The 21,966-nt window shown below is 38.8% G+C and carries 24 protein-coding genes; 21 read left to right on the forward strand and 3 right to left on the reverse strand.

Features of this window, described 5'->3' with window-relative positions; all coding sequences use genetic code 11:
• The first annotated feature begins 87 nt into the window (after positions 1-87).
• On the forward strand, positions 88-606 hold the full coding sequence (locus PYW34_RS04550) for a dihydrofolate reductase (protein WP_002296121.1): 519 nt from the start codon (positions 88-90) through the stop codon (positions 604-606).
• A 76-nt stretch (positions 607-682) separates the two neighbouring features.
• Here PYW34_RS04550 and PYW34_RS04555 read toward each other — a convergent pair whose 3' ends face one another.
• Positions 683-1,639, reverse strand: coding sequence for an ABC transporter substrate-binding protein (locus PYW34_RS04555; protein ID WP_002293906.1), 957 nt, complete (start codon positions 1,637-1,639; stop codon positions 683-685).
• Positions 1,640-1,804: 165 nt separating this feature from the next.
• Between PYW34_RS04555 and PYW34_RS04560 the strand changes: the two genes are divergently transcribed.
• The 10 genes from PYW34_RS04560 to PYW34_RS04605 all read left to right on the forward strand — a co-directional run bounded on the left by PYW34_RS04560 (position 1,805) and on the right by PYW34_RS04605 (position 9,934).
• The gene (locus PYW34_RS04560) at positions 1,805-2,611 is read left to right on the forward strand and encodes an ABC transporter ATP-binding protein (protein WP_002293905.1); all 807 of its coding nucleotides are present in this window, start codon (positions 1,805-1,807) and stop codon (positions 2,609-2,611) included.
• Positions 2,608-3,597, forward strand: coding sequence for a FecCD family ABC transporter permease (locus PYW34_RS04565; RefSeq protein ID WP_002293904.1), 990 nt, complete (start codon positions 2,608-2,610; stop codon positions 3,595-3,597). The genes PYW34_RS04560 and PYW34_RS04565 overlap by 4 nt, the downstream gene beginning before the upstream one ends.
• Positions 3,594-4,598, forward strand: coding sequence for a FecCD family ABC transporter permease (locus PYW34_RS04570; RefSeq protein WP_002293903.1), 1,005 nt, complete (start codon positions 3,594-3,596; stop codon positions 4,596-4,598). The genes PYW34_RS04565 and PYW34_RS04570 overlap by 4 nt, the downstream gene beginning before the upstream one ends.
• Positions 4,599-4,729: 131 nt before the next feature.
• A complete protein-coding gene (locus tag PYW34_RS04575) occupies positions 4,730-5,272 on the forward strand; it encodes a 5-formyltetrahydrofolate cyclo-ligase (RefSeq protein WP_002289886.1) in 543 nt (180 codons plus the stop codon).
• Positions 5,273-5,291: 19 nt separating this feature from the next.
• Positions 5,292-5,990: a rhomboid family intramembrane serine protease gene (locus PYW34_RS04580; RefSeq protein WP_002289885.1), complete on the forward strand. Its 699-nt coding sequence runs from the start codon at positions 5,292-5,294 to the stop codon at positions 5,988-5,990.
• 20 nt (positions 5,991-6,010) lie between these two features.
• A complete protein-coding gene (locus tag PYW34_RS04585; protein ID WP_002293902.1) occupies positions 6,011-6,223 on the forward strand; it encodes a YqgQ family protein in 213 nt (70 codons plus the stop codon).
• Entirely contained in the window at positions 6,223-7,185 is a 963-nt protein-coding gene (locus PYW34_RS04590) for an ROK family glucokinase (RefSeq protein ID WP_002293901.1), read from the forward strand. The genes PYW34_RS04585 and PYW34_RS04590 overlap by 1 nt, the downstream gene beginning before the upstream one ends.
• Positions 7,186-7,202: 17 nt before the next feature.
• Positions 7,203-7,598 (forward strand): rhodanese-like domain-containing protein, encoded by a 396-nt coding sequence (locus tag PYW34_RS04595; RefSeq protein ID WP_002293900.1) that lies wholly within the window; start codon positions 7,203-7,205, stop codon positions 7,596-7,598.
• A gap of 162 nt (positions 7,599-7,760) precedes the next feature.
• Positions 7,761-8,126, forward strand: coding sequence for a DUF488 domain-containing protein (locus PYW34_RS04600; RefSeq protein ID WP_002288459.1), 366 nt, complete (start codon positions 7,761-7,763; stop codon positions 8,124-8,126).
• Positions 8,123-9,934 (forward strand): FAD/NAD(P)-binding protein, encoded by a 1,812-nt coding sequence (locus PYW34_RS04605; protein WP_002293899.1) that lies wholly within the window; start codon positions 8,123-8,125, stop codon positions 9,932-9,934. Before PYW34_RS04600 ends, PYW34_RS04605 begins: the two co-directional genes overlap by 4 nt.
• Before the next feature lie 61 nt (positions 9,935-9,995).
• On the opposite strand, the gene PYW34_RS04610 is transcribed toward PYW34_RS04605, so the two are convergent.
• On the reverse strand, positions 9,996-10,163 hold the full coding sequence (locus tag PYW34_RS04610) for a DUF3042 family protein (RefSeq protein WP_002288457.1): 168 nt from the start codon (positions 10,161-10,163) through the stop codon (positions 9,996-9,998).
• 248 nt (positions 10,164-10,411) lie between these two features.
• Here PYW34_RS04610 and galE point away from each other — a divergent pair, with 248 nt between their 5' ends.
• The 7 genes from galE to tsaD all read left to right on the forward strand — a co-directional run bounded on the left by galE (position 10,412) and on the right by tsaD (position 16,824).
• Entirely contained in the window at positions 10,412-11,401 is a 990-nt protein-coding gene (gene galE, locus PYW34_RS04615; protein ID WP_002293897.1) for a UDP-glucose 4-epimerase GalE, read from the forward strand.
• Between the two features lie 11 nt (positions 11,402-11,412).
• Positions 11,413-12,897 carry a UDP-glucose--hexose-1-phosphate uridylyltransferase gene (gene galT / locus PYW34_RS04620; protein WP_002293895.1) on the forward strand — a complete coding sequence of 495 codons (1,485 nt, stop codon included), beginning with the start codon at positions 11,413-11,415 and terminating at the stop codon, positions 12,895-12,897.
• Between the two features lie 23 nt (positions 12,898-12,920).
• Positions 12,921-13,901: a LacI family DNA-binding transcriptional regulator gene (locus PYW34_RS04625; RefSeq protein ID WP_002293893.1), complete on the forward strand. Its 981-nt coding sequence runs from the start codon at positions 12,921-12,923 to the stop codon at positions 13,899-13,901.
• Positions 13,902-14,091: 190 nt separating this feature from the next.
• Positions 14,092-14,814 (forward strand): tRNA (adenosine(37)-N6)-threonylcarbamoyltransferase complex dimerization subunit type 1 TsaB, encoded by a 723-nt coding sequence (tsaB, locus tag PYW34_RS04630; RefSeq protein WP_002326250.1) that lies wholly within the window; start codon positions 14,092-14,094, stop codon positions 14,812-14,814.
• Complete coding sequence (gene rimI, locus PYW34_RS04635; RefSeq protein WP_002293890.1) at positions 14,798-15,340, forward strand: ribosomal protein S18-alanine N-acetyltransferase; 543 nt, start codon at positions 14,798-14,800, stop codon at positions 15,338-15,340. Before tsaB ends, rimI (PYW34_RS04635) begins: the two co-directional genes overlap by 17 nt.
• A 6-nt stretch (positions 15,341-15,346) precedes the next feature.
• Positions 15,347-15,811 carry a ribosomal protein S18-alanine N-acetyltransferase gene (gene rimI / locus PYW34_RS04640; RefSeq protein ID WP_002293888.1) on the forward strand — a complete coding sequence of 155 codons (465 nt, stop codon included), beginning with the start codon at positions 15,347-15,349 and terminating at the stop codon, positions 15,809-15,811.
• Positions 15,808-16,824 (forward strand): tRNA (adenosine(37)-N6)-threonylcarbamoyltransferase complex transferase subunit TsaD, encoded by a 1,017-nt coding sequence (gene tsaD / locus PYW34_RS04645; protein WP_002293887.1) that lies wholly within the window; start codon positions 15,808-15,810, stop codon positions 16,822-16,824. The genes rimI (PYW34_RS04640) and tsaD overlap by 4 nt, the downstream gene beginning before the upstream one ends.
• A gap of 571 nt (positions 16,825-17,395) precedes the next feature.
• Here the strand turns inward: tsaD and PYW34_RS04650 are convergent.
• Positions 17,396-18,097 carry a Crp/Fnr family transcriptional regulator gene (locus tag PYW34_RS04650; protein ID WP_002288442.1) on the reverse strand — a complete coding sequence of 234 codons (702 nt, stop codon included), beginning with the start codon at positions 18,095-18,097 and terminating at the stop codon, positions 17,396-17,398.
• Between the two features lie 460 nt (positions 18,098-18,557).
• Between PYW34_RS04650 and arcA the strand changes: the two genes are divergently transcribed.
• The 3 genes from arcA (at position 18,558) to arcC (ending at position 21,959) form a co-directional block, all read left to right on the forward strand.
• Positions 18,558-19,787 (forward strand): arginine deiminase, encoded by a 1,230-nt coding sequence (gene arcA / locus PYW34_RS04655; protein ID WP_002288439.1) that lies wholly within the window; start codon positions 18,558-18,560, stop codon positions 19,785-19,787.
• Positions 19,788-19,877: 90 nt separating this feature from the next.
• Entirely contained in the window at positions 19,878-20,897 is a 1,020-nt protein-coding gene (gene argF, locus PYW34_RS04660) for an ornithine carbamoyltransferase (RefSeq protein ID WP_002288437.1), read from the forward strand.
• 114 nt (positions 20,898-21,011) lie between these two features.
• Complete coding sequence (arcC, locus tag PYW34_RS04665) at positions 21,012-21,959, forward strand: carbamate kinase (RefSeq protein ID WP_002288434.1); 948 nt, start codon at positions 21,012-21,014, stop codon at positions 21,957-21,959.
• Positions 21,960-21,966 lie beyond the last annotated feature (7 nt).

A 21,966-nucleotide genomic window follows, 5' to 3' on the forward strand; every position in this document is an offset into this window, starting at 1 on the left:
TGTTTTTAAAGTTCTCAATTCCTTGCTGGTCAAAGAATTGAGACTTTTTTTATCTCAAAACATCTAAAATCATAAGGAGCGGATAATATGTTTATTTCCATGTGGGCACAAGATAAAAATGGTCTGATCGGCAAAAATGGTTTGTTACCATGGCGATTGCCAAATGATATGCGTTTCTTTCGCGAACATACAATGGATCGAATTTTAGTGATGGGAAGAAAGACCTATGAAGGAATGGGGGATCTTTCACTTCCTTATCGTCATATCATCGTGTTGACAACGCAACCAAATTTCCGTACGAAAGAAAATGCGGAAGTAATGCATTCGATTGATGAACTTTTGTCGTATAGTCAAACGATCTCAGAAGATATCTATGTTTCGGGTGGTAGTCGGATTTTTCAAGAACTTCTTCCTTACACTGGTCGGATCTGGCGAACATTGATCGATAGCACGTTTGAAGGCGATACGTATATTGGGAATATTGATTTTTCAGACTTCGCCCTTATAGAGGAGTATGAGGGGATAACGGATCAAGAAAATCTATATGCCCATCGTTTTCAAAAATGGGAAAGAGTAAAAAATAGGGTTGCTTCAAAAGAAGAATAAAATCTATGCGTCTAGTTTGTTAATAAGAACAAAAGCATCTCACGACTAATCGTGAAGATGCTTTTTTTAGTTAAAATCAATTTAGTTTTTCTTTGATATCATTGACCATTTCCTGACTGGCAATAGGTCCGTTATATAGCCAGCTAGATTCAGGTCCGAATTGCAGTACATGATTGTCTGTCACTGCTTTAAGATTCTTCCAGCTTGGTTCATTGAACATGGCAGCATCTTTGTCACTGTTCACAAGGATGATGTAGTCAGCATCTAATTCAGCTAGCTTTTCAGAGGAAACAGCAGACCAGTCAGAAGTGGCTTTTTTGGAGACCTCTTCCACTAGATCAGGAACACCAAATTCCAGATCGTCGTATACGATTCTTCCACTTGACCGATTTTTGCTGACCATAAAGGCTGAGTTGTTGGTCACCCACAACACTGCAGCTGTCTTGTTCTCGATTTTATCTGCTAGTTCTTCTCGAGTTTTCTTGATGGATTTTTGATAATCGGAAATGATTTTTTCTGCCTCTTTTTCTTTTGCCAAAGCTTTGCCGACATCTTTTAGTTGTTCTTCCCATGTGACATCTGTTCCGTTTTTTACAACATAAGTTGGCGCGATTTTGCTATATTGTTCGTATTTCCCGCCTTCGACAGTAGCGGAAGAAGAAATCAACAGCAAATCAGGTTCAAAGCTTAACACTTTCTCATAAGGAAGGTCATAAGAAATCGTTGGGACATCCTTTAAATCATCTTGCAGATAATCTTGAATGGAACCACTGCCAACAGTCCACTGGGCGATAGGTTTTTCCCCTAGTGCAATCAGATAGTCTTCTAAGTAACTGCCGATGATCCGTTTGGGCGCGTTTGGAATCTCTACTTTATGTCCAAGTGTATCTGTGACTGTATGAGTACTATTGGATGAAGTCGTCGAATTGGCAGTTGTAGCTGTTTCTTTATCTGAAGAGGGGGAGCAAGCGCTCAGTACTCCAGCCAGCAGCAATATGCTAGATAATGTGAATACTTTTGTTTTTAATTTCATTTCTTTCCTCCTGACATAATTGAGAATCTTTCTCATTGGTTATTATTCCTGATATTTCGAACGCTGTCAACCGCTTCATTTGGCTATAGATATGAAAGTAGCGCTTGACGAAATGTTGAAACAGCGTCATAATTGAGAATGATTTTCAGCGAAAGGATGGGTGAAATGACGAGATTAAGAGCAGCTGACATTGCAGCCGGCTACGAAAACAAAAAAATCATTGAAAACATGTCTGTTACGATTCCTGAAGGGAAAATCACTAGTTTGATTGGGCCAAATGGAAGTGGAAAATCTACTTTATTGAAAAGTTTTACCCGTATACTACCTGTGAAATCAGGAAAGATCATTGTCAATAACTCTGATATCTCTACATACAGTTCAAAAGAACTTGCAAAAAAAATTGCATTATTAGCACAAACTAGTGAACACCCTACAGGTATGACAGTAGAAGAAGTAGTATCTTACGGACGATACCCTTATCAAAAACTGTTCAGTGGCATGGACACGCAAGATCATGAAGCAATCGAGTGGGCGTTGGATGCTACAGGTCTAGCTGGATTTCGTATGCGGGATATCGCAACGCTGTCTGGTGGACAAACCCAGCGTGTCTGGATCGCTATGGCGCTTGCTCAGGAAACAGATATCTTGATCTTGGATGAACCGACAACATTTTTAGATCCGGCACACCAATTAGAGATCCTACAGTTATTGACTGAAATCAATCAAATGAAACAAACAACGATCTTGATGTCGATTCATGACATTAATCATGCTTCACGTTTTTCAGATTATTTATTAGCAATGAAAAACGGTAAGTTGATCACAGAAGGTACACCTGAAGAAGTGATCACAAAAGAGTGTATGAAAAAAATATTTGAGATTGATGCAACGATTGTCACGCTTCCAAGAACAAATAAACCAGTTTTTCTAACCTATGATTTGTTGCCAAAAGAGCAGGAGGATCAATTATGAGGACTATGAAGAAAAATAGACTCCTGCTTTTGGTCTGTTTTGTTCTTTTGATTATTTTTTTTGTTGCTCTTTCAAATGGCGCAGCGACTGTGGGAAAAGCAGATTTTTGGCAGGCGTTGTTTGATTTTGATAGATCAAAACAAAGTCACCAAATCATACGAAATATTCGTTTGCCTCGTGTGGCGGGAGCATTTCTTGTAGGGAGTTGTTTTGCATTGAGCGGTGCATTGATGCAAGGAGTGACAAGAAATCCTTTAGCAGATTCAGGCTTACTAGGAATCAACGCGGGTGCTTCGTTGGCAATGGCCCTTAGTTTTGCTTTTTGGCCTAAAGCTTCTGATTTTTCTGTATTTCTAATGTCATTGGCAGGTTCTTTTGCTGTAACTTTGCTCGTATTTGGTTTTTTGCAGTTTTCGAAAATGGGCATGAATCCTTTACAGCTGATTTTAGCTGGCGTAGCTATTAGTTCTTTTTTTACTGCTATCAGCCAAGCACTGACCCAATTCTTTAATCTGCAGCAGGATCTTGCTTTTTGGTTTGTAGGCGGAGCTGCCAATATCACATGGAAACAATTAGCAGTATTGTTTCCTTTATATATACTTGCTGTTTTGGTTTCTTTTTCATTAGGAAAAGCAATATCTTTGATTCATTTGAGTGAAACACATGCATTAGCTCTTGGAAGTCATCCTAAACGAACGCGGTTGATTGTTTTCTGTCTAGTCGCAGTGTTGGCAGCCATAGCAGTTTCGTTAGTCGGTCCAGTCTCCTTTATTGGACTGTTGGTTCCGCCAGTTGTTCGTGGAATGGTTGGAACGGACTATCGTTATGTTCTACCTGTCTCTTTTTTAGTTGGCGGTGGATTGGTTATGTTGGCGGATTTTACAGCGAGGATGATCAATCCCCCTTTTGAAACACCTTTTGGATTAGTCATTGCATTGATTGGCGTTCCGTTTTTACTGATACAAGTAAGGAGGGAACAACGGTGAAAAAAATATATTGGACGTTTTATTTCTTGCTTTTTGTACTTGTCATCCTGTCTATAGGTAGTTTAATGATTGGTACGCCTTTTATTTACCTGGATCAGCTTTTTGCCACGTTCATAGGGAAAGAATCATCTTCTTTGGCGCTGATTGTTAGAGAATTTCGAGTTCCTCGATTACTGATCAGTTTATTAGCAGGAGCTTGTCTTGGCGTTTCTGGTTATATCTTGCAAGGAGTAACAAGAAATGAATTGGCAGATTCTAGTATATTGGGCATTAATGCCGGAGCAGGATTTTTAGTGATGCTTTATTTAGGTTTCTTTTCGCACTATTCGCTGCCGTTTCTATTGCTAGTTGTAGCCTTTCTAGGTGGTGTTTTAGCTGCTTGCTGTGTCTATCTTGCGGCCTATGATCGAAATGGCTTTTTGGGTATGAATCGAATCTTATTGTCCGGTATTGCCGTTAATGCCGGCCTTTCTGCATTAACATTGCTATGCACGATCCAATTATCTAAGGAAAATTATGGATTTGTGAATGCATGGTTAGCGGGATCAATCTGGGGTGCGAGCTGGCCTTATGTTTGGGCATTGCTTCCATGGGCGGTTATCTTAATTCCGCTAGGAGGACTTTATGCACAGAGGATTGGATTGCTATCATTTGGTCAAGAACGCGCGCAAGGATTAGGCCTTAACGTGGCTAAAAGTCAAAAAATCCTTTTGTTGTTAGCTGTTGCTTTGGCAAGCGGTAGTGTAGCGGTGACAGGTAGTTTATCTTTTGTAGGACTACTAGCTCCTCATGCTGCGAAGCTAGTCGTACGTAAAGAAAATAACTGGACCTTTGTTCTGAGCGGTTTGTTCGGTTCCATTTTTGTGCTTAGTGCAGATATGGTTGCTAGAGTGATTCTACCAAGTGGGGAAGTACCTACAGGAATTTTGATTGCCCTTTTTGGTGCGCCATATTTTCTGTATGCACTTTTTATCAGACAAAAACACGCGCTGAACAGTTGAAATTCATTAAAAAAGGAAGGTCAATCATTTCTAGGTCTTCTTTTTATTCTATTTATGCATTTATTTGAAAGTTCGATTGCTATTTTTCTTTTTTTCCTATACCATTTTATGAGAGAAGGAAGGGTGAGTTTTTGGACCAATTGAAAGTAAGATTACGCCGGAAAGGAATCGAAAAGCTGAAAAATCTGGCCAAAAGTGGCAAGAAAAAGGAAAAAGAACAGCGAATCTATAAACAGCTATTCGCCAGCGAGTACTGGAAGTCAGCAAAAGTGATAGGGACGACTTTATCGAATGAATTTGAACTGGATACACAGCCGGTTATCCAACGAGCAGAAAAAGAACAAAAGAAAATAGTTGTACCTAAAACTTTGCCGAAACGTCAGATGGCGTTTTATGAAATGGATGAACAGTCCGTTCTTGTACGTTCGAGTTTTGGTGTTCTTGAGCCACAATCAGAGAAGCTCTATTTGCCGGAGATGATCGATCTCCTCATTGTACCAGGTATTATCTACAATAGAGCCGGTTATCGAATCGGTTTTGGCGGTGGTTATTACGACCGGTATTTAAATAATTTTCATAAAAAAACATGTAGCCTTGTTTTTCGTGAACAATTGAATGAACAATGGCAACCGGAGAGCTTTGATCAGAAGATCCAACAATTGTTTATTGACTAAAATGAAATGGGAGGTTTTCATGAATTATCAACAGCAAATAAAATTGCGTGCATGGTTAAGACGACCGTTATGGACCTATGCTTTTTTAGGGATACAGACAGCGGTCTTCCTCATGATGGAATTATTTCCGCGACTTGAGATCCCTTATTATGCCGGAATGTATGGTCCTTATCTTGTTCACTTCAATGAATGGTGGCGTTTAGTGACACCAATCTTCATCCATTTTGGACTGATGCATTTCGTAATGAACTCACTGATACTGTATTTTATGGGGCAGCAAATCGAGGCAATCTATGGCCATTGGCGTTTTTTCTTGATTTATATGTTCAGCGGGATAATGGGAAATACAGCAAGCTTTGCTTTTAACGAAGCGAATGTTCTGTCTGGTGGTGCGAGTACTTCGATATTCGGTTTGTTCGGTGCGTTGTTTATCTTAGGGTTTCATTTTAAACATAACCCAGCGATCCAGCAGCTAGTCAGACATTTTCTTTTATTTATTGTGTTGACATTTGTTTTTGGTCTTCTGGATACCTCTGTAGATGTTTGGGGACATGTCGGTGGGCTAATTGGCGGATTAGTGTTAGGGAATGTTTTGGGTCTACCGAAACAACAGACAAGCTATTCGATACACCAAAGGATTCTTTCTACACTAGTTTTTGTATTTCTTTTTGTAATATGTATTTTACTGGGTTTAAAAAAATATGGTTTACTTGTATAATATGAAGGAAGTGCTTAAAGATGGAGAGCTTATATGATGTACAGCAGCTGTTCAAAAAATTTGGCATCTTTATCTATGTGGGTGCACGCATCTATGACATTGAATTAATGACTATCGAATTGCGTAATCTGTATGATAGCCGTTTGATTGATCATGATACATACATGACAGCGTGGCGCATATTAAAAAGAGAGCACCGAATTGAAGAAAGCCGAAAGAAAGGAAATTTGTAATGGACAAGAAGATTATTGGGATTGATTTAGGTGGAACAACAGCAAAATTTGCAATTTTAACACCAGAAGGAGAGATTCAACAAAAATGGAGCATCGATACCAATATTTTGGATGATGGTAAGCATATCGTTCCTGAAATCATTGAATCAATCAACCATCGTTTGAATTTATATAATATGAAAGCCGAAGACTTTATCGGAATCGGCATGGGTACCCCAGGAAGCGTGGACAGCGAAGCTGGAACGGTTATTGGTGCGTATAACTTAAACTGGACAGAAGTTCAATTTGTGAAAAAACTGATCGAGGCAGGAACAGGAATCAAATTCGCTATCGATAATGATGCGAATGTTGCTGCTTTAGGTGAACGATGGAAAGGTGCTGGAGAAAACGATCCAGACGTTGTATTCGTTACTCTAGGAACAGGTGTTGGCGGTGGTATCGTTGCTGGCGGAAATTTGATTCACGGCGTGAGCGGAGCAGGCGGAGAGATCGGCCATATCACTGTGGATCCTGAAGGGTTCGAATGTACTTGCGGTAAACGCGGATGTTTAGAAACTGTGTCTAGCGCTACTGGTGTGGTACGTCTAGGTCGTTACTTGGCAGAAGAATACGCAGGAGATTCAAAACTGAAAGCAATGTTAGACAACGGTGAAGAAGTAACAAGTAAAGATATCTTTGAAATGGCTCAAGAAGACGATCCGTTTGCATTGATGGTTGTTGATCGCGTATGCTTCTACTTAGGTTTAGCTTGCGCCAACTTGGGGAATACATTGAATCCGTCAAGTATTGTGTTAGGTGGAGGAGTATCGGCAGCAGGAGAATTTTTACGTAGCCGTGTAGAGAAATATTTTAAAGAATTTACTTTCCCGCAAGTAAGAGAATCAACAAAAATCAAATTAGCAGAGCTTGGTAATGAAGCTGGTGTCATTGGTGCTGCCTCATTAGCCTTGAAATTTGCTTAAAAAAACGGAGGCATTACATGGTTTTATGGGTAATTAATATCATTTTGCTATTGATTGTGCTTGCAATCATCTTTTGGGAAGTCTATCTACGAGTAATGGCCAAGCGTTCAGCAACGACTTTGACAGAAGAAGAATTTCGAGAAGGAATGAGAAAAGCACAAGTAATCGATGTTCGCGAAAAAGATGTGTTTGATGCTGGGCATATTTTAGGTGCAAGAAACATCCCTTACACTGTTTTGAAAGATTCATTAGGATCTATTCGAAAAGACCAGCCTGTCTATATTTACGATCAAAAGAAAAGCTTGAGCATCCGTACAGCAAATAAATTACGTAAAGCAGGTTATCAAGAGATTTATTTACTTAAGGGTGGATATGACGGATGGTCTGGAAAAATCAAAAGTAAAAAAGTATAAAACAGATGATTGTATGACAGCTTTAAAAACCGAATCAATCATTAGATTTTGACCAAGATCACATGAACGGCGCAATGGATAGTTGTGCCGTTCATTTTTTTTATTTTGTGCTATTATCTACATATATAAGCTAAGCGAAAAGGCAGAAAGAAGGAAACAACTATGATCAAATTAAAACGTGTTTACCTTGATGCTGAAAAAGAGGATGGCTATAGAATACTCGTGGATAGGTTCTGGCCACGAGGAATTTCAAAAGAAAAAGCGCAGTTAGATCTGTGGTTGAAAGAAATTGCACCTAGTAATGAAGCACGCAAAACTTTTGACCATGTACCAGAACGATTTGCTTCATTTGCAAAGAAATACCAGCAAGAATTGATTTTCGAAGAAGAAAAGAAGCAAGCTATTTTTAAACTCAGTCAACTTATGAAAGAACATCCAGTCATTACTTTTGTTTATGGTGCAAAAAATGAACATCAGAACCATGCTGTTTTATTGAAAAAATTTATCGAAATGGAGGCATGCAAATGAAAATAGGGATCATTGGTGCCGGACCTAGAGGATTAAGTATAGCAGAAAGGATTCTCCATAATAATCAGGACAGACATTCTCTTGAACTTTTTCTTTTCGATCCCAATGGTCCTGGAGGTCGAGTTTGGCGGTTGAATCAGCCACCGGAGTTATTAATGAATTCTGTTTCTCAACAAGTGACGCTTTTTACAGATGAAACATTGTCCAGTGGAGGATTGGTAACACAGGGACCCAACTTGTTTCAATGGAGTAAAGGACCTGCTACAGATTATATCGAACAGACGGTAACCAAAAATAAGCAACTAATTATAGAAGAAATCAATCGTCTGGAAAAAGATCAGCAATCTACTCGATGTTTATACGGACTCTATCAACGCTGGTTTTTCTCAAAGTTGCAAGAAGAATTTCCAGCTTCTATTCAGTTTGTTTATTCTTTAGTAAAAAAAGTCAGCAAAAGAAAAGATGGTTATCTTTTACAGACAGATCAGCAAAGCTATTCTATCGATCAGCTTGTTTTAGCAAGCGGTCACTGGGAAAATGATGAGACAGAAGAAGAAAGAGTGTGGGTAGACTACGCAAAGAAAAATGATTTACTGTATCAGCTTCCTTCTAATCCTGCAGATGTCGATCTTTCGAAGATACCGCCTAAAGAAAATGTCTTTTTAAGAGGTCTAGGCTTAAGTTTTTTTGATTATGTCGGATTGTTTACAGTATCAAGAGAAGGGCGCTTCGAGAACGAAAAAGGAAAACTTGTCTATCATCCATCAGGCAAGGAACCGATTGTATACAGTGGATCAAGAAGGGGGCTCCCTTATTACCCTCGAGGAAGAAACCAAAAGCAAGGCGGATCAATGGCATGGCCACGGTTACTAACAAAAGAAAACCTGGAGCAATGGCATCAGTCGGGATTTTTGACTGGCGAAACATTTTTTGACTATCTGAAAAAAGACGTTGAGTTGTTTTATTACAAGAAAATCATCGAAGAATATCATTTGCCGATTCCAAAGAAAAATTTTGAGCATGATTTTCTCTCCCTCTCTTCAGAGGAGTGTCTCGGAAAGCATCCAGCACTAATCCCTTATAGATGGGATTGGTCGTATTTAGAAATTCCTCTTACCTATCAGGATGAGTCCTTTGCAGAAGCTAGCCGAGCATTTATTGAAGGGCAGATAAAAGAAGCGGAAAAAGGCAATTGCACAGGAGCATTTGCTTCAACATTTGATGCATTAAAAGACTGGCGTGATCCAATCCGGCAGGCTATTGAATGGCACGTTTTTTCTGCAAAGGAATACAAAGAAATACTATGGGGATGGTTTACTCATCTAAATAGCTTTTTAACGATCGGTCCGCCAGTCATTCGGACGAAAGAATTAGCAGCACTGATAGATGCGGGTATTTTTCATTTGTTCGAACCGCCATTTGATATTCAGCAAAAGCACAACCGCTATGTTATTTCTCTACAAGATAAAGAAATCAGCAGTCGCTATTTGATTGAAGCTCGATTGCCACAAACAAGCTTTTCTCGTTCAAGTAATCCTGTCATAAAAAATTTGAAGGAAAACAAACTTGTTCGCCCTTTTTCATTTTCAGATAATACAGGAAGTTATCATTCAGAAGCTATAGATGTTGAGCGAGGTACGAATCGCGTGATTGATGCTTCAGGGGAAATCCAGTCTGACTTTTATTGCTATGGAATACCTGTTGAAGGTGTGGATTGGCTAACTGCAGCAGTAGCTAGACCTTATACAGATCCATGGAATCTGAGACAGGCAGATAAAATAGCACAACTTATATTGACTGACAAATAAAAATACGCATGATGACTTATCTGTTCTTTCACAAGTCTTCATGCGTGTTTTTAAATAATTATTAACGAGAAACGCGTTTGCGCATTGCTTTTTTACGGTTTTCTTCGATCATTGCTTCTTTTTCGTCAATTGGATCGATCACTGTTTTTTTCACAGAAGCGACCAAACCAGCAACGGCAGCGGCTGTTGCCAGACTTCCTACTAATATTCCAGATACAAATTTTTTCATTGAATCCACCTCATTTATTATTTGTTATATCTATTATGGAACAAAAGAGAAAAAAAGGCTAGTTTTACGTTTGTTTGTAAACCTTTGCAAAAAATCCTTGAAAATGTTTACTAAATGTTTTATTATAAATTTACCATATGAATTTACGAAATTTTACTTTGTTTGTTTTCACCATAAAAGTAAACTTCGTTTTTTTAAATTATATATAATCAACAAACACAATTTTACTAATCAAAGGAGTGTTTTTTATGACAATTTTAGTACTAGGCGGAGCCGGTTATATCGGTTCGCACGCTGTAGACCAGCTAGTTCAAAAGGGGTATCAAGTAGCTGTGGTAGATAATTTGCTCACAGGTCACAAACAAGCAGTACATCCAGATGCTCATTTTTATGAAGGAGACATCCGGGATAAAGAATTTCTACGTTCCGTATTTGAAAAGGAACCGATTGAAGGAGTAATCCATTTTGCTGCAAGCTCTTTAGTAGGAGAATCTGTCGAAAAACCATTGATGTATTTCAACAACAACGTATACGGTATGCAAATCTTACTTGAAGTCATGCACGAGTTCAATGTGAATAAAATCGTGTTCTCTTCTACTGCAGCAACTTACGGAGAACCAAAAGAGTCTCCAATCACAGAAGATACACCAGCTAATCCTAAAAATCCGTATGGTGAAAGTAAATTGATGATGGAAAAAATGATGAAGTGGTGTGACCAAGCATATGGCATGCGCTATGTCGCTTTGCGCTACTTCAATGTAGCCGGAGCAAAAGCAGATGCATCTATCGGAGAAGATCATACACCAGAAACGCATCTTGTCCCAATCATTTTACAAGTAGCTCTTGGTCAAAGAAAAGCATTGGCTGTTTATGGAGACGATTATGATACACCAGATGGAACATGTATCAGAGATTATGTTCAAGTAGAAGATTTGATTGCTGCACATATTTTAGCTTTGGAATACTTGAAAGAAGGAAATGAAAGCAACTTCTTCAATTTAGGCAGCAGCAAAGGATACTCAGTCAAGGAAATGCTAGAAGCAGCTAGAGAAGTGACAGGAAAAGAAATTCCAGCAGAAATAGCACCAAGAAGAGCTGGAGATCCTAGCCGATTAGTCGCTTCAAGTGAAAAAGCGAGAGAGGTTCTGGGTTGGAAACCTGAATACACAGATATCAAAGCAATTATCAAAACAGCATGGGATTGGCATGTCAGCCATCCAAATGGTTATGAAGAATAGGGGAATGAGATATGTCAATCAGTCAAACGATTTGTGATTTTGCCACACTTGCGATCGAAGCTGGCGGATGGATGGAAATGGACCGCTTATATTTACAGAATCGTCTTTTAGGGATGGTAGGAGAAGATGCTCTAGAAAGCATTGAAGTAAGACCAGTTAAGGAAGAATCTGTAGACTTATTGGATCAGCTTGTCGCTAAGGCAAGAGAAAATGGTGTTCTTTCAGAATTGCCAGCAGAACAAGAGATTTTTGAAGCGCAATTAATGGATTTTCTCACACCGCCACCTTCAGTCGTCAATGCATTCTTTGCACAGCACTATTCGAAAAGCCCAGAGGAAGCAACTGAGTATTTCTTTAATTTAAGTAAGAAAAATGACTACATCAAAACAAGAGCCATCGCAAAAAACATCAAATTTCCGGCAGAGTCGGAGTATGGTGAACTGGAAATCACAATCAATTTATCTAAGCCAGAAAAAGATCCAAAACAAATCGCAGCAGAACGCGAGGCGGTAAAAGTAGACTATCCTACCTGCATGCTTTGCATGGAAAACGAAGGATATAGAGGTCGCTTGAACTATCCAGCCCGCACCAATCACCGGATTATTCGAATGAATCTAGACGGTGAAAGCTGGGGATTCCAATATTCTCCTTATGCTTATTACAATGAACATTCGATCATTTTATCAGAACAACACCGCCCGATGAAAATCACAAAGGAAACATTTGCTAGACTGCTTCGGATTACTGAAGTCTTGCCTCATTACTTTGTTGGTTCGAATGCTGACTTGCCGATTGTTGGAGGATCGATTCTTTCTCATGATCATTATCAGGCAGGACGTCATGAATTTCCTATGGCAAAAGCACCGATAGAAAAACTTATCAAACTAGCAGATTATCCGCAAGTCATCGCAGGAGTCGTGAAATGGCCGATGTCTGTGATCCGTTTGCAATCAACAGAGAAAAAATTGCTGATTGAAGCAGCTAACTCAGTATTGGAAAAGTGGAAAGCATATTCGGATGAAACAGTATCTATCAGAGCTTTTTCAGCAGATGGTACACCACACCATACGATTACGCCAATTGCACGAAGAAGGGACAATTACTTTGAGTTGGACCTTGTCCTTCGAGACAACAATGTTTCAGAAGAACATCCTGATGGGATTTTTCATCCACATAAAGATGTCCAACATATCAAAAAGGAGAACATTGGGTTAATCGAAGTAATGGGGCTTGCTGTTTTACCACCTCGTTTGAAACCAGAACTAGTAGAAGTAGAGCATTTCTTATTAGGAGAAGAAAACCAGATGGCTGAATATCATCGTCCGTGGGCAGAACAATTAAAAAAAGAACATCCTGATTTGACGAAAGATACGGTCACCGATGTCGTACAAAAATCTGTAGGTCAGGTTTTTGCACGTGTACTGGAAGACGCTGGAGTATTCAAGCGAGATGAAAAAGGACAGGCAGCGTTTGAACGATTTACTGCAATTTTATAAACGTAAAAAAGGAGGAGAGACAAATGGCAACAATTAAAGACATTGCGCAGTTGGCAGGAGTTTCTCCTGCTACTGTTTCAAGAGTTCTCAACTATGATCCTGATCTTTCCGTTGGCTTAGCCACAAAGCAAAAAATTTTTGAAGCAGCAGAACGCTTAAATTATACGAAACATCGTAAAAATGCAGCAAATACTAAGCAAACGCTTCGCCTGATCCAGTGGTACGACGATACGGAAGAGCTTGAAGATCTTTATTATTTATCTATTCGTCTAGGAATCGAAAAAAAGGCAGAAGAAGCAAACGTTACTTTATTGAAAGAAACGTGGGATTCCATTAGTGATCTTCCGACAGATGGAACGATCGCACTAGGAAAATTCGACGAAGCTCAGTTATTAGAAATGAAAGGATCCCAAAATGCCTTGCTTTTGGTAGATTCTGACGGCACTTCTCAAGGAATCGACTCTCTAGTTGTCGACTTTAAGTCAAGTGTTCAAAAAGTCATTGAACATTTTGTCTCCCATAAAGCGCAACATATCGCTATGCTTGCTGGAACAGAATATACGAAGAAAAACCATCAGCGGCTAAAAGATCCCAGAATTATGGCATTTCAACAAGTTTTGGCAGAAAAAGGCTACGACGAAGGTCCAATTATCGAAGCAGATTTTTCTGTCGAGTCAGGATATCAAGCAGTGAAGCAGTATTTAAAAACGAATCCGCATGTTCCTGATGCGCTTTTTGCAGCTAATGATGCATTAGCGATTGGCGCACTGAAAGCGATTCAAGAAAAAGGTTTAGTGGTACCAGAAGATATTTCTGTGATGGGTTTCAATGATGTCAGTGTAGCGAAATATGTAACGCCCTCTCTTTCTACTGTAAAAGTTTATACCGAATGGATGGGAGAGCTAGCAGTGGAGACGATTCTTCAATTAAGTAATTCCAAAGCACCGGTTTCAAGAAAGATTATTGTGGAAACAGAGTTGATTATTCGAGAATCAACGAAATAAAAGATGGAAAAGCTGTGGGGAAATGAAGTGATACCGCAGCTTTTTTGTGTTTCAGGAAGGGGCAAAATTTGCCCGCCAGCAGATAATCATGTATCATTGTACTAGTTTTGCCTTTGGTATTTTCATCCTCAGAATAAAAAAGTATGCTACAATGGAAGGCGAGAATGTCATAGCAGAAAGGATCAAATATATGATTACATTAGGAATAGATACTGCAAACCAAACTTTGGCGATCGGTGTGGTAGAAGACGAACAAATTCTTGGACAAATACAAACAAATATCAAACGCAACCACAGTGTAACACTGATGCCTGCAATCGACCAATTGTTTGCAGATCTTCAAATAAGTCCAAAAGACATTGACCGAATCGCGGTTTCTGATGGTCCCGGTTCTTATACAGGGCTTCGTATAGGTGTAACGACAGCAAAAACGATTGCTTATACATTAGATAAAGAGCTAGTAGGAGTATCTAGTCTGAAAACCATCGCGGCTAATTGCATCGGTGTGGATAAAATTATTGTGCCCATGTTTGATGCTCGAAGAAAAAATGTATACGCTGGGGCATACCGCTGGAAAGAAAATAGATTAGAAATTGTACTTGAAGATGTACATATTTCTGCTTCTGATTTGTTCACACAACTACAAAAGCTGAATGAAGCTATTTATTTCGTCGGGAGTGATTGTCACAAATTCTTCTATGAAATAAAGGAAATATTGCCTAGTGCGATGATTAATACAGTTCCAGCATGGGATATTCCAAGTGGTGTAACTGTGGCTCAATTAGGTGCTTTAGCTGAACCAGTTGCAGAGAAACAAGCTTTTCTTCCTCGCTATTTAAAACGGGTAGAAGCAGAAGAAAAATGGTTGGAGACGCACACACCTGGAGACGAAAGTTATGTTGAAAAAATTTAGAGCGTATGCCAGAAGCTTTTTTCAAGATAAAATGATTTATACAGAAAAAACAATCGAACAAATCGATCGTCGTTACGTACTAAGAGAATTGACTACAGAAGATATCAAAGAGCTGCTGGATGTCGAACGAGAAGTCTATAATGGCGAATTGCCATGGACAAAAAGTGCCTTTATATCAGAATTGAAGTCACCGCTTCCTCATCTATATCTAGGTATCTTTGATAATGGAAGAATGATTGGTTTTATCGGTTCAAGAGCGTTCGGTTTAGATTGCCATATCACGAATATTGCCGTTCGACCGGCATATCAGCGTAAACGAATCGGTTCGCTGCTTATTGACGAAATCGAGAACTTTGCTATAATGAATCGCTGTGAGACGATGTCATTAGAAGTGCGTATGAGTAATCAAGATGCACAAAGACTTTATCGGAAGTTAGGTTTTCAAGCAACAACGATCAAAAAAAGATATTACACTGAAACAAAAGAAGATGCGTTGGATATGATAAAACTTTTAGAAAATGAGTGAGATTAGTTGATTTGCAGAAAAAAAGATTTTGATGAAGCGTACTTGGCAGAATGCGTATGGATGATTAGCGAAAATGCTTATCCACATGGTTCACCTTGGACGAAAATGCAGTTTTTGGCAGACATCCAACAGCCTCACTCTGATTATCTGCTTTTAGTTGAAGATAACCAGATCTGTGGCTTTATTGGATACTCGAAAGTAATAGATGAAGTCGAGATCACAAATATTGCTGTTGCAGTTTCAGAACAAGGAAAAGGGCATGCACGGCATTTGTTACAATTACTGATTACGGAACAAATAAAAGATTCGCTGCATGTTTTTTTAGAAGTACGTCTATCTAATGAAGCAGCAAGAAAACTTTATGAATCAGAAAAGTTTCGTATATTAGGTAAACGGAAATCATATTATCGCAATCCGACGGAAGATGCGATCATTATGAGCAGAAAGTTAAAAACGGAGACGATGAAATGAATGAAGAATTGATTCTGGCGATTGAATCAAGTTGTGATGAAACGAGTGTAGCGGTCGTTAGAAATGGAACAGAGATCTTATCTAACATCGTTGCTTCTCAAATAAACAGTCATAAACGTTTTGGTGGCGTAGTTCCTGAAGTAGCTAGCCGCCATCACGTAGAACAAATCACCTTATGCTTGGAAGATGCACTGGTAGAAGCTGGTGTGTCGGCAGAAGATTTATCGGCAGTCGCTGTCACTTATGGACCAGGACTTGTCGGCTCGTTACTGATTGGTATTTCTGCAGCTAAGGCTTTTGCTTGGGCACACCAATTGCCGCTTATTCCTGTAAACCATATGGCAGGGCATATCTATGCAGCCCGTCTGGTTAAACCATTCCAGTTTCCATTGATGGCACTTCTTGTTAGCGGAGGACATACAGAATTAGTCTATATGCAAGAAGATGGATCATATGAAATCATTGGGGAGACAAGAGATGACGCAGCAGGAGAAGCTTATGACAAAGTTGGAAGAGTATTAGGTCTTTCTTACCCAAGCGGAAAAGAAATCGATCAGCTAGCTCATCAGGGAAAAGATAATTACCATTTTCCACGAGCGATGATCCATGAAGATAATTATGATTTCAGTTTTAGCGGATTAAAAAGTGCATTTATCAATTTGGTGCATAATGCACAACAGCGTGGAGAAGATCTAGACAAAAATGATTTAGCAGCTAGCTTTCAAGCAAGTGTGATCGATGTATTGATTACTAAAACACTTCGAGCTTGTCAAAATTATCCAGTCAAGCAACTGATTGTAGCTGGAGGTGTAGCGGCCAATCAAGGGTTGCGTGAAGGATTGCAGGATGCTTTGGCAACTAAACTCCCTGAGGTAGAACTAGTGATTCCCCCTCTTCGACTTTGTGGAGATAATGCTGCAATGATTGGAGCAGCAGCACATGTGGAAATGCAAAAAAGAAATTTTGCTAGCTATCAGTTGAATGCTGATCCAAGCTTGGTTTTATCTGAATAAAGAGGTTGTGAAAAATCTGCCCTGCATCAAGTAATAAGAACAGCCCAGGAAAAACGGCTTCTCATGTTTTTGACCTGGCTGTTCTTATTACCGCGTATGCAAGCTTTTGAACGCCGTTTAATCAAGAGTTCGTAAGCCTGTCGTTTAACTCTGATTCACAAGGAACAATTTCAAAAAACAGCTCCTCATGTTTATGAACATTATGACTTGTGACCGAAGAGTTGACAGGTACACACCGTTTAATCGAAATAAGGGCTGTGACACGCTTTTGTCAAAGCCCTATTTTTTACAGCTTATTCATCATTATCCGTTCCTCTGATTGCCCTCACTGATTAATCGTTTATTGTCGAGGAATATCGAATAATCTAGGTCGGATGAGGACAAGACGCTTCCTCTAGTTAATCTATCAGTATTTTTTGCAAACAGTGAATATTACATAACTGAAACACACATAGAAAATCTTTGAGTCTTGCCCAGTGATCTAAAACTGCCGGATCTTTCAGAAGTTTTAGGGAGGAAAATAAGCAGTGACCCTGATAAATATCAGGGTCACTGCTTATTTTTGTTCGCGTTATTCTCTCATAGCTGGAGTAGTAGCTGTCTTACAGAAAGTAAAACGCTTTTTGTCATAATCTAACAGTCCGGAATCACGTAGTTGTTTGATTACTTGTCCAGCAGTTTCACGTGTCGTGCCGCTATTCACTGCTAATTCTTTTAAGGTGATCGGATAAGGAATGGTGATATGACCATCTTTTGTTGGTACGCCCAATTCTTCTTTCAAAATGAATAAATTTTGTTTTACCCGGTCAAAGGCGCTAGAGGTCAATCCGATTTGGATACGCAATTCATGTATTTCAACTACTTTAGAAATTTTTTGTATCATATAGATCAACTGTTCGGGATTTTTTCGTGCTAATTTTTCATAGTAGGAAACAGGAAGGTAGAATGTTTCAATATCAGTCATCGCTTGAGCTGTATAAGTGTAGGTCTCTTCTCCAAACATTCCTGACATAGGAAAAAGGTTATTTGTATTCACATAGTCATAGTAGTAATAAGTTGCACTTTCATCATAACGTTCTAAACGAACGAGTCCTTTGGTCAAGATATACAACCGTTGTCTGGGATCACCATCGTCGAAAAGGATCTGTCCTTTTTTATAAGAACGAAGAACAGTATGTTCCTTGATCTGTTGGAACTCTTCATCCGAGAAATGTTCAAAATCAGGTTGATATCTGAGTTTTGAAAAGTGAAAATCGATTTTATTAACACGCATTAAAAAGTCCTCTCCTTATTGTTCACTATATTTATTGTCACTTTTTTTAAAGAATTTGTAAAGTTTTAACATACCAACATTAGAAACAAGTTTTAATACTTTACAAATATAATTTGTTATTATGTAAAAAATATACAATGGTATTGAATAATTTGTTTTGAAGCGAATGATTTGTGTATAAAAAACAACAATAATACATATAGTAAACGCTAACAACGCTAATATAATTTATTTTTTTAATTTATTCAAAAAAATTTTTTCAATGAATAAATATTTTTTTGAAAGTGTATACAGAATAAAAAATGAATAAATTACGCTTAAAAATAGAAAAACGTTTAATTATTTAATTATCGAATATTAATGTGAGGAATGTCTCATTTTGAATGAGACAAAATTATGAAAGTGATTACAAAAGGAGGATATCCTATACATGTAATCAAAAAGAAGGAGGCAACACAACATGGATAAACCTATTCACGTTTTCTCTGAAATAGGGAAATTAAAGACAGTTTTACTGAAAAGGCCTGGACAAGAAGTGGAAAATTTGACACCAGATATTATGGATCGTCTGTTGTTCGATGATATTCCATATCTTCCGATTGCTCAAGAAGAACATGACAACTTTGCAAAGACATTGCAAAATGAAGGCGTCGAGACTCTTTACTTGGAAAAATTAGCGGCAGAAGCGATTGACGCAGGCAATGTCAAAGAACAATTCTTGAATAAAATGTTGGATGAATCTCATATTGCATCGAATGCTGTAAGAGAGGGTCTTCATGAGTTCCTTCTATCAATGGAAACGCAAGAAATGGTAGATAAAATCATGGCTGGGGTTCGTACAAAAGATATTGAAGTACGTTCTAGCAGTCTATACGATCTGTCAGCAGACGATGACTATCCATTTTACATGGACCCAATGCCAAACTTGTACTTTACACGCGACCCTTCCGCATCAATGGGAAATGGGATGACAGTCAATAAGATGACTTTTGAAGCACGTCGTCGTGAATCGATGTTTACAGAATATATTTTGAAACATCATCCAAGATTTGCAAATAAAGGAATCGAAGTATGGTTGGATCGTGAAAATCCAGATCATATCGAAGGCGGAGACGAATTGATCTTAAGCGATAAAGTAGTAGCTGTTGGGATTTCTCAACGAACTAATGCGAAAGCTTTAGAAAAATTAGCACGCCACCTATTCGCAAAAAATTCAGGATTTGAAAAAGTGTTAGCAATCAAAATTCCAAACAACCGTGCAATGATGCATTTGGATACCGTATTTACAATGGTAGATCACGATAAATTCACTATCCATCCAGCAATTCAAAGTAAAGACGGTAAGATGGATGTCTTTACAATCGAACCAGATGGTGATGATATCAAGATTACTCATTCAGATAACTTACACGAAACGATGAAAGCTGCTCTTGGATTAGATGATCTTGTACTGATCCCAACTGGTAATGGAGATGAGATCGTTGCACCTCGAGAACAATGGAATGATGGATCAAACACATTGGCAATCGCTCCAGGTGTTGTAGTCACTTATAACCGAAATTATGTATCGAACGAATTGCTTCGTAGCTATGGCATCAAAGTGTTAGAAATCAATTCAAGTGAATTGTCACGAGGCCGTGGTGGTCCACGCTGCATGAGCCAACCACTTGTCCGTGAAGACTTGAAGTAATTTGTTTCCTGACGGCGGTCTTACTGTCAGCTGCCGTCGGGATTTCCTCTTTAATCTTAAATAAAAACAATCTAAAGGAGAATGTTTAATATGAAAGAATCAGTATTCCAAGGAAGAAGCTTATTAGCAGAAAAAGACTTTACAAAAGAAGAATTACAATATTTGATCGATTTTTCAGAACACTTGAAAGACTTGAAAAAACGTGGTATCCCACATCACTATCTAGAAGGAAAAAATATTGCGCTTTTATTTGAAAAAACATCTACACGTACTCGTTCTGCATTTACTACTGCAGCGATCGATCTAGGTGCACATCCTGAATATCTAGGTGCAAATGATATCCAATTAGGTAAAAAAGAATCCACAGAAGATACAGCTAAAGTACTAGGTCGTATGTTTGATGGAATCGAATTCCGTGGATTCAGTCAAAAAATGGTAGAGGAACTAGCAGAATTCTCTGGTGTTCCAGTTTGGAATGGCTTGACTGATGAATGGCATCCAACACAAATGATCGCTGACTTTTTAACTATCCAAGAAAACTTTGGAACAGTAGAAGGTATCACTGTTGCTTACTGCGGAGATGGTCGAAACAATATGGCTAACTCTTTATTAGTCACAGGTGCAATTTTAGGAGCGAATATGCGTATCGTTGCACCAAAAGAATTACAACCTGAAGAAGAAATCGTCAAAATGGCAGAAGGCTTTGCTGAAAAATCCGGTGCACAATTGATGATTACCGACGATGTTGATAAAGGTGTAGACGGAGCAGACGTCCTTTATTCTGATGTATGGGTATCAATGGGTGAAGAAGATAAATTCGAAGAACGTATCAAATTGTTGAAACCTTACCAAATCAATATGGAAATGGTAGAAAAAACACACAACACAGATCGTTTGATCTTCTTGCACTGCTTGCCAGCTTTCCATGATACAAACACTGTTTACGGTGAACAAATGAAAGAACGCTTTGGCATCACTGAAATGGAAGTAACAGATGAAGTCTTCCGCAGCAAATATGCTCGTCAATTTGACCAAGCAGAAAATCGTATGCACTCAATCAAAGCGATCATGGCAGCAACATTAGGTAACTTGTTTATCCCTCGCGTTTAAGCATAACCACATTCATCTCACGAAAAAACGAGTCAGCATTGAGGGAAAATCACAAAACGCTGGCTCGTTTTGTTATCTAGAAAATTCGGTAGAACTGAAGAAAGGACGAATGAAATGGCCAAACGAAAAGTAGTTGTCGCTTTAGGGGGTAATGCAATCTTGTCTACGGATGCAAGTGCAAAAGCCCAACAAGAAGCGTTAATGGAAACAGCAAAGTATTTAGTGAAATTTATCGAACAAGGAGATGAATTGATCATCTCCCACGGAAATGGTCCGCAAGTCGGTAACCTATTGATTCAGCAGCAAGCTGCTGATTCTGAGAAAACACCGGCAATGCCTTTAGATACATGTGTTGCAATGACAGAAGGATCTATCGGTTACTGGTTACAAAATGCCATGGGCGAAGTACTGAAGGAAAAAGGGATCGATAAAGATGTGGTTTCTTTAGTCACTCAAGTTATTGTGGATGAAAATGATCCTTCATTCAAAAATCCAAGTAAACCAGTCGGTCCATTCTACACGGAAGAAGAAGCCAAAGAACAAATGAATGCTGACTCCACTGTGACATTCAAAGAAGATGCTGGACGTGGATGGAGAAAAGTAGTCGCTTCCCCTAAACCCATCTCGATTAAAGAAGCACGTGTCATCGAAACGCTGGTCGATCAAGGAGTTATCACAGTCTCTGTTGGTGGCGGTGGGATTCCTGTTGTAGAAACAGCTACTGGATTAGAAGGACGAGAAGCCGTAATCGATAAAGATTTTGCTTCAGAAAAATTAGCCGAAATCATCGATGCGGATTTGCTGATCGTATTGACAGGAGTAGACAATGTGTATGTCAATTACCAAAAACCAGATCAAAAGAAATTAGAAACTGTTACTGTTTCAGAAATGAAACAATACATTGATGAAAAGCAATTTGCTCCAGGAAGCATGCTTCCGAAAGTAGAGGCAGCTATTGCATTTGTTGAAGCAAAACCAAACGCTAAGGCAATCATCACTTCTTTAGAAAATATCGAGAATCTTTTAGCTTCTGAAGAAGGAACGATTATCGTAGCTGATTAATTTGTTA

This window comes from Enterococcus faecium (assembly GCF_029023785.1).
GTDB lineage: Bacteria > Bacillota > Bacilli > Lactobacillales > Enterococcaceae > Enterococcus_B > Enterococcus_B faecium.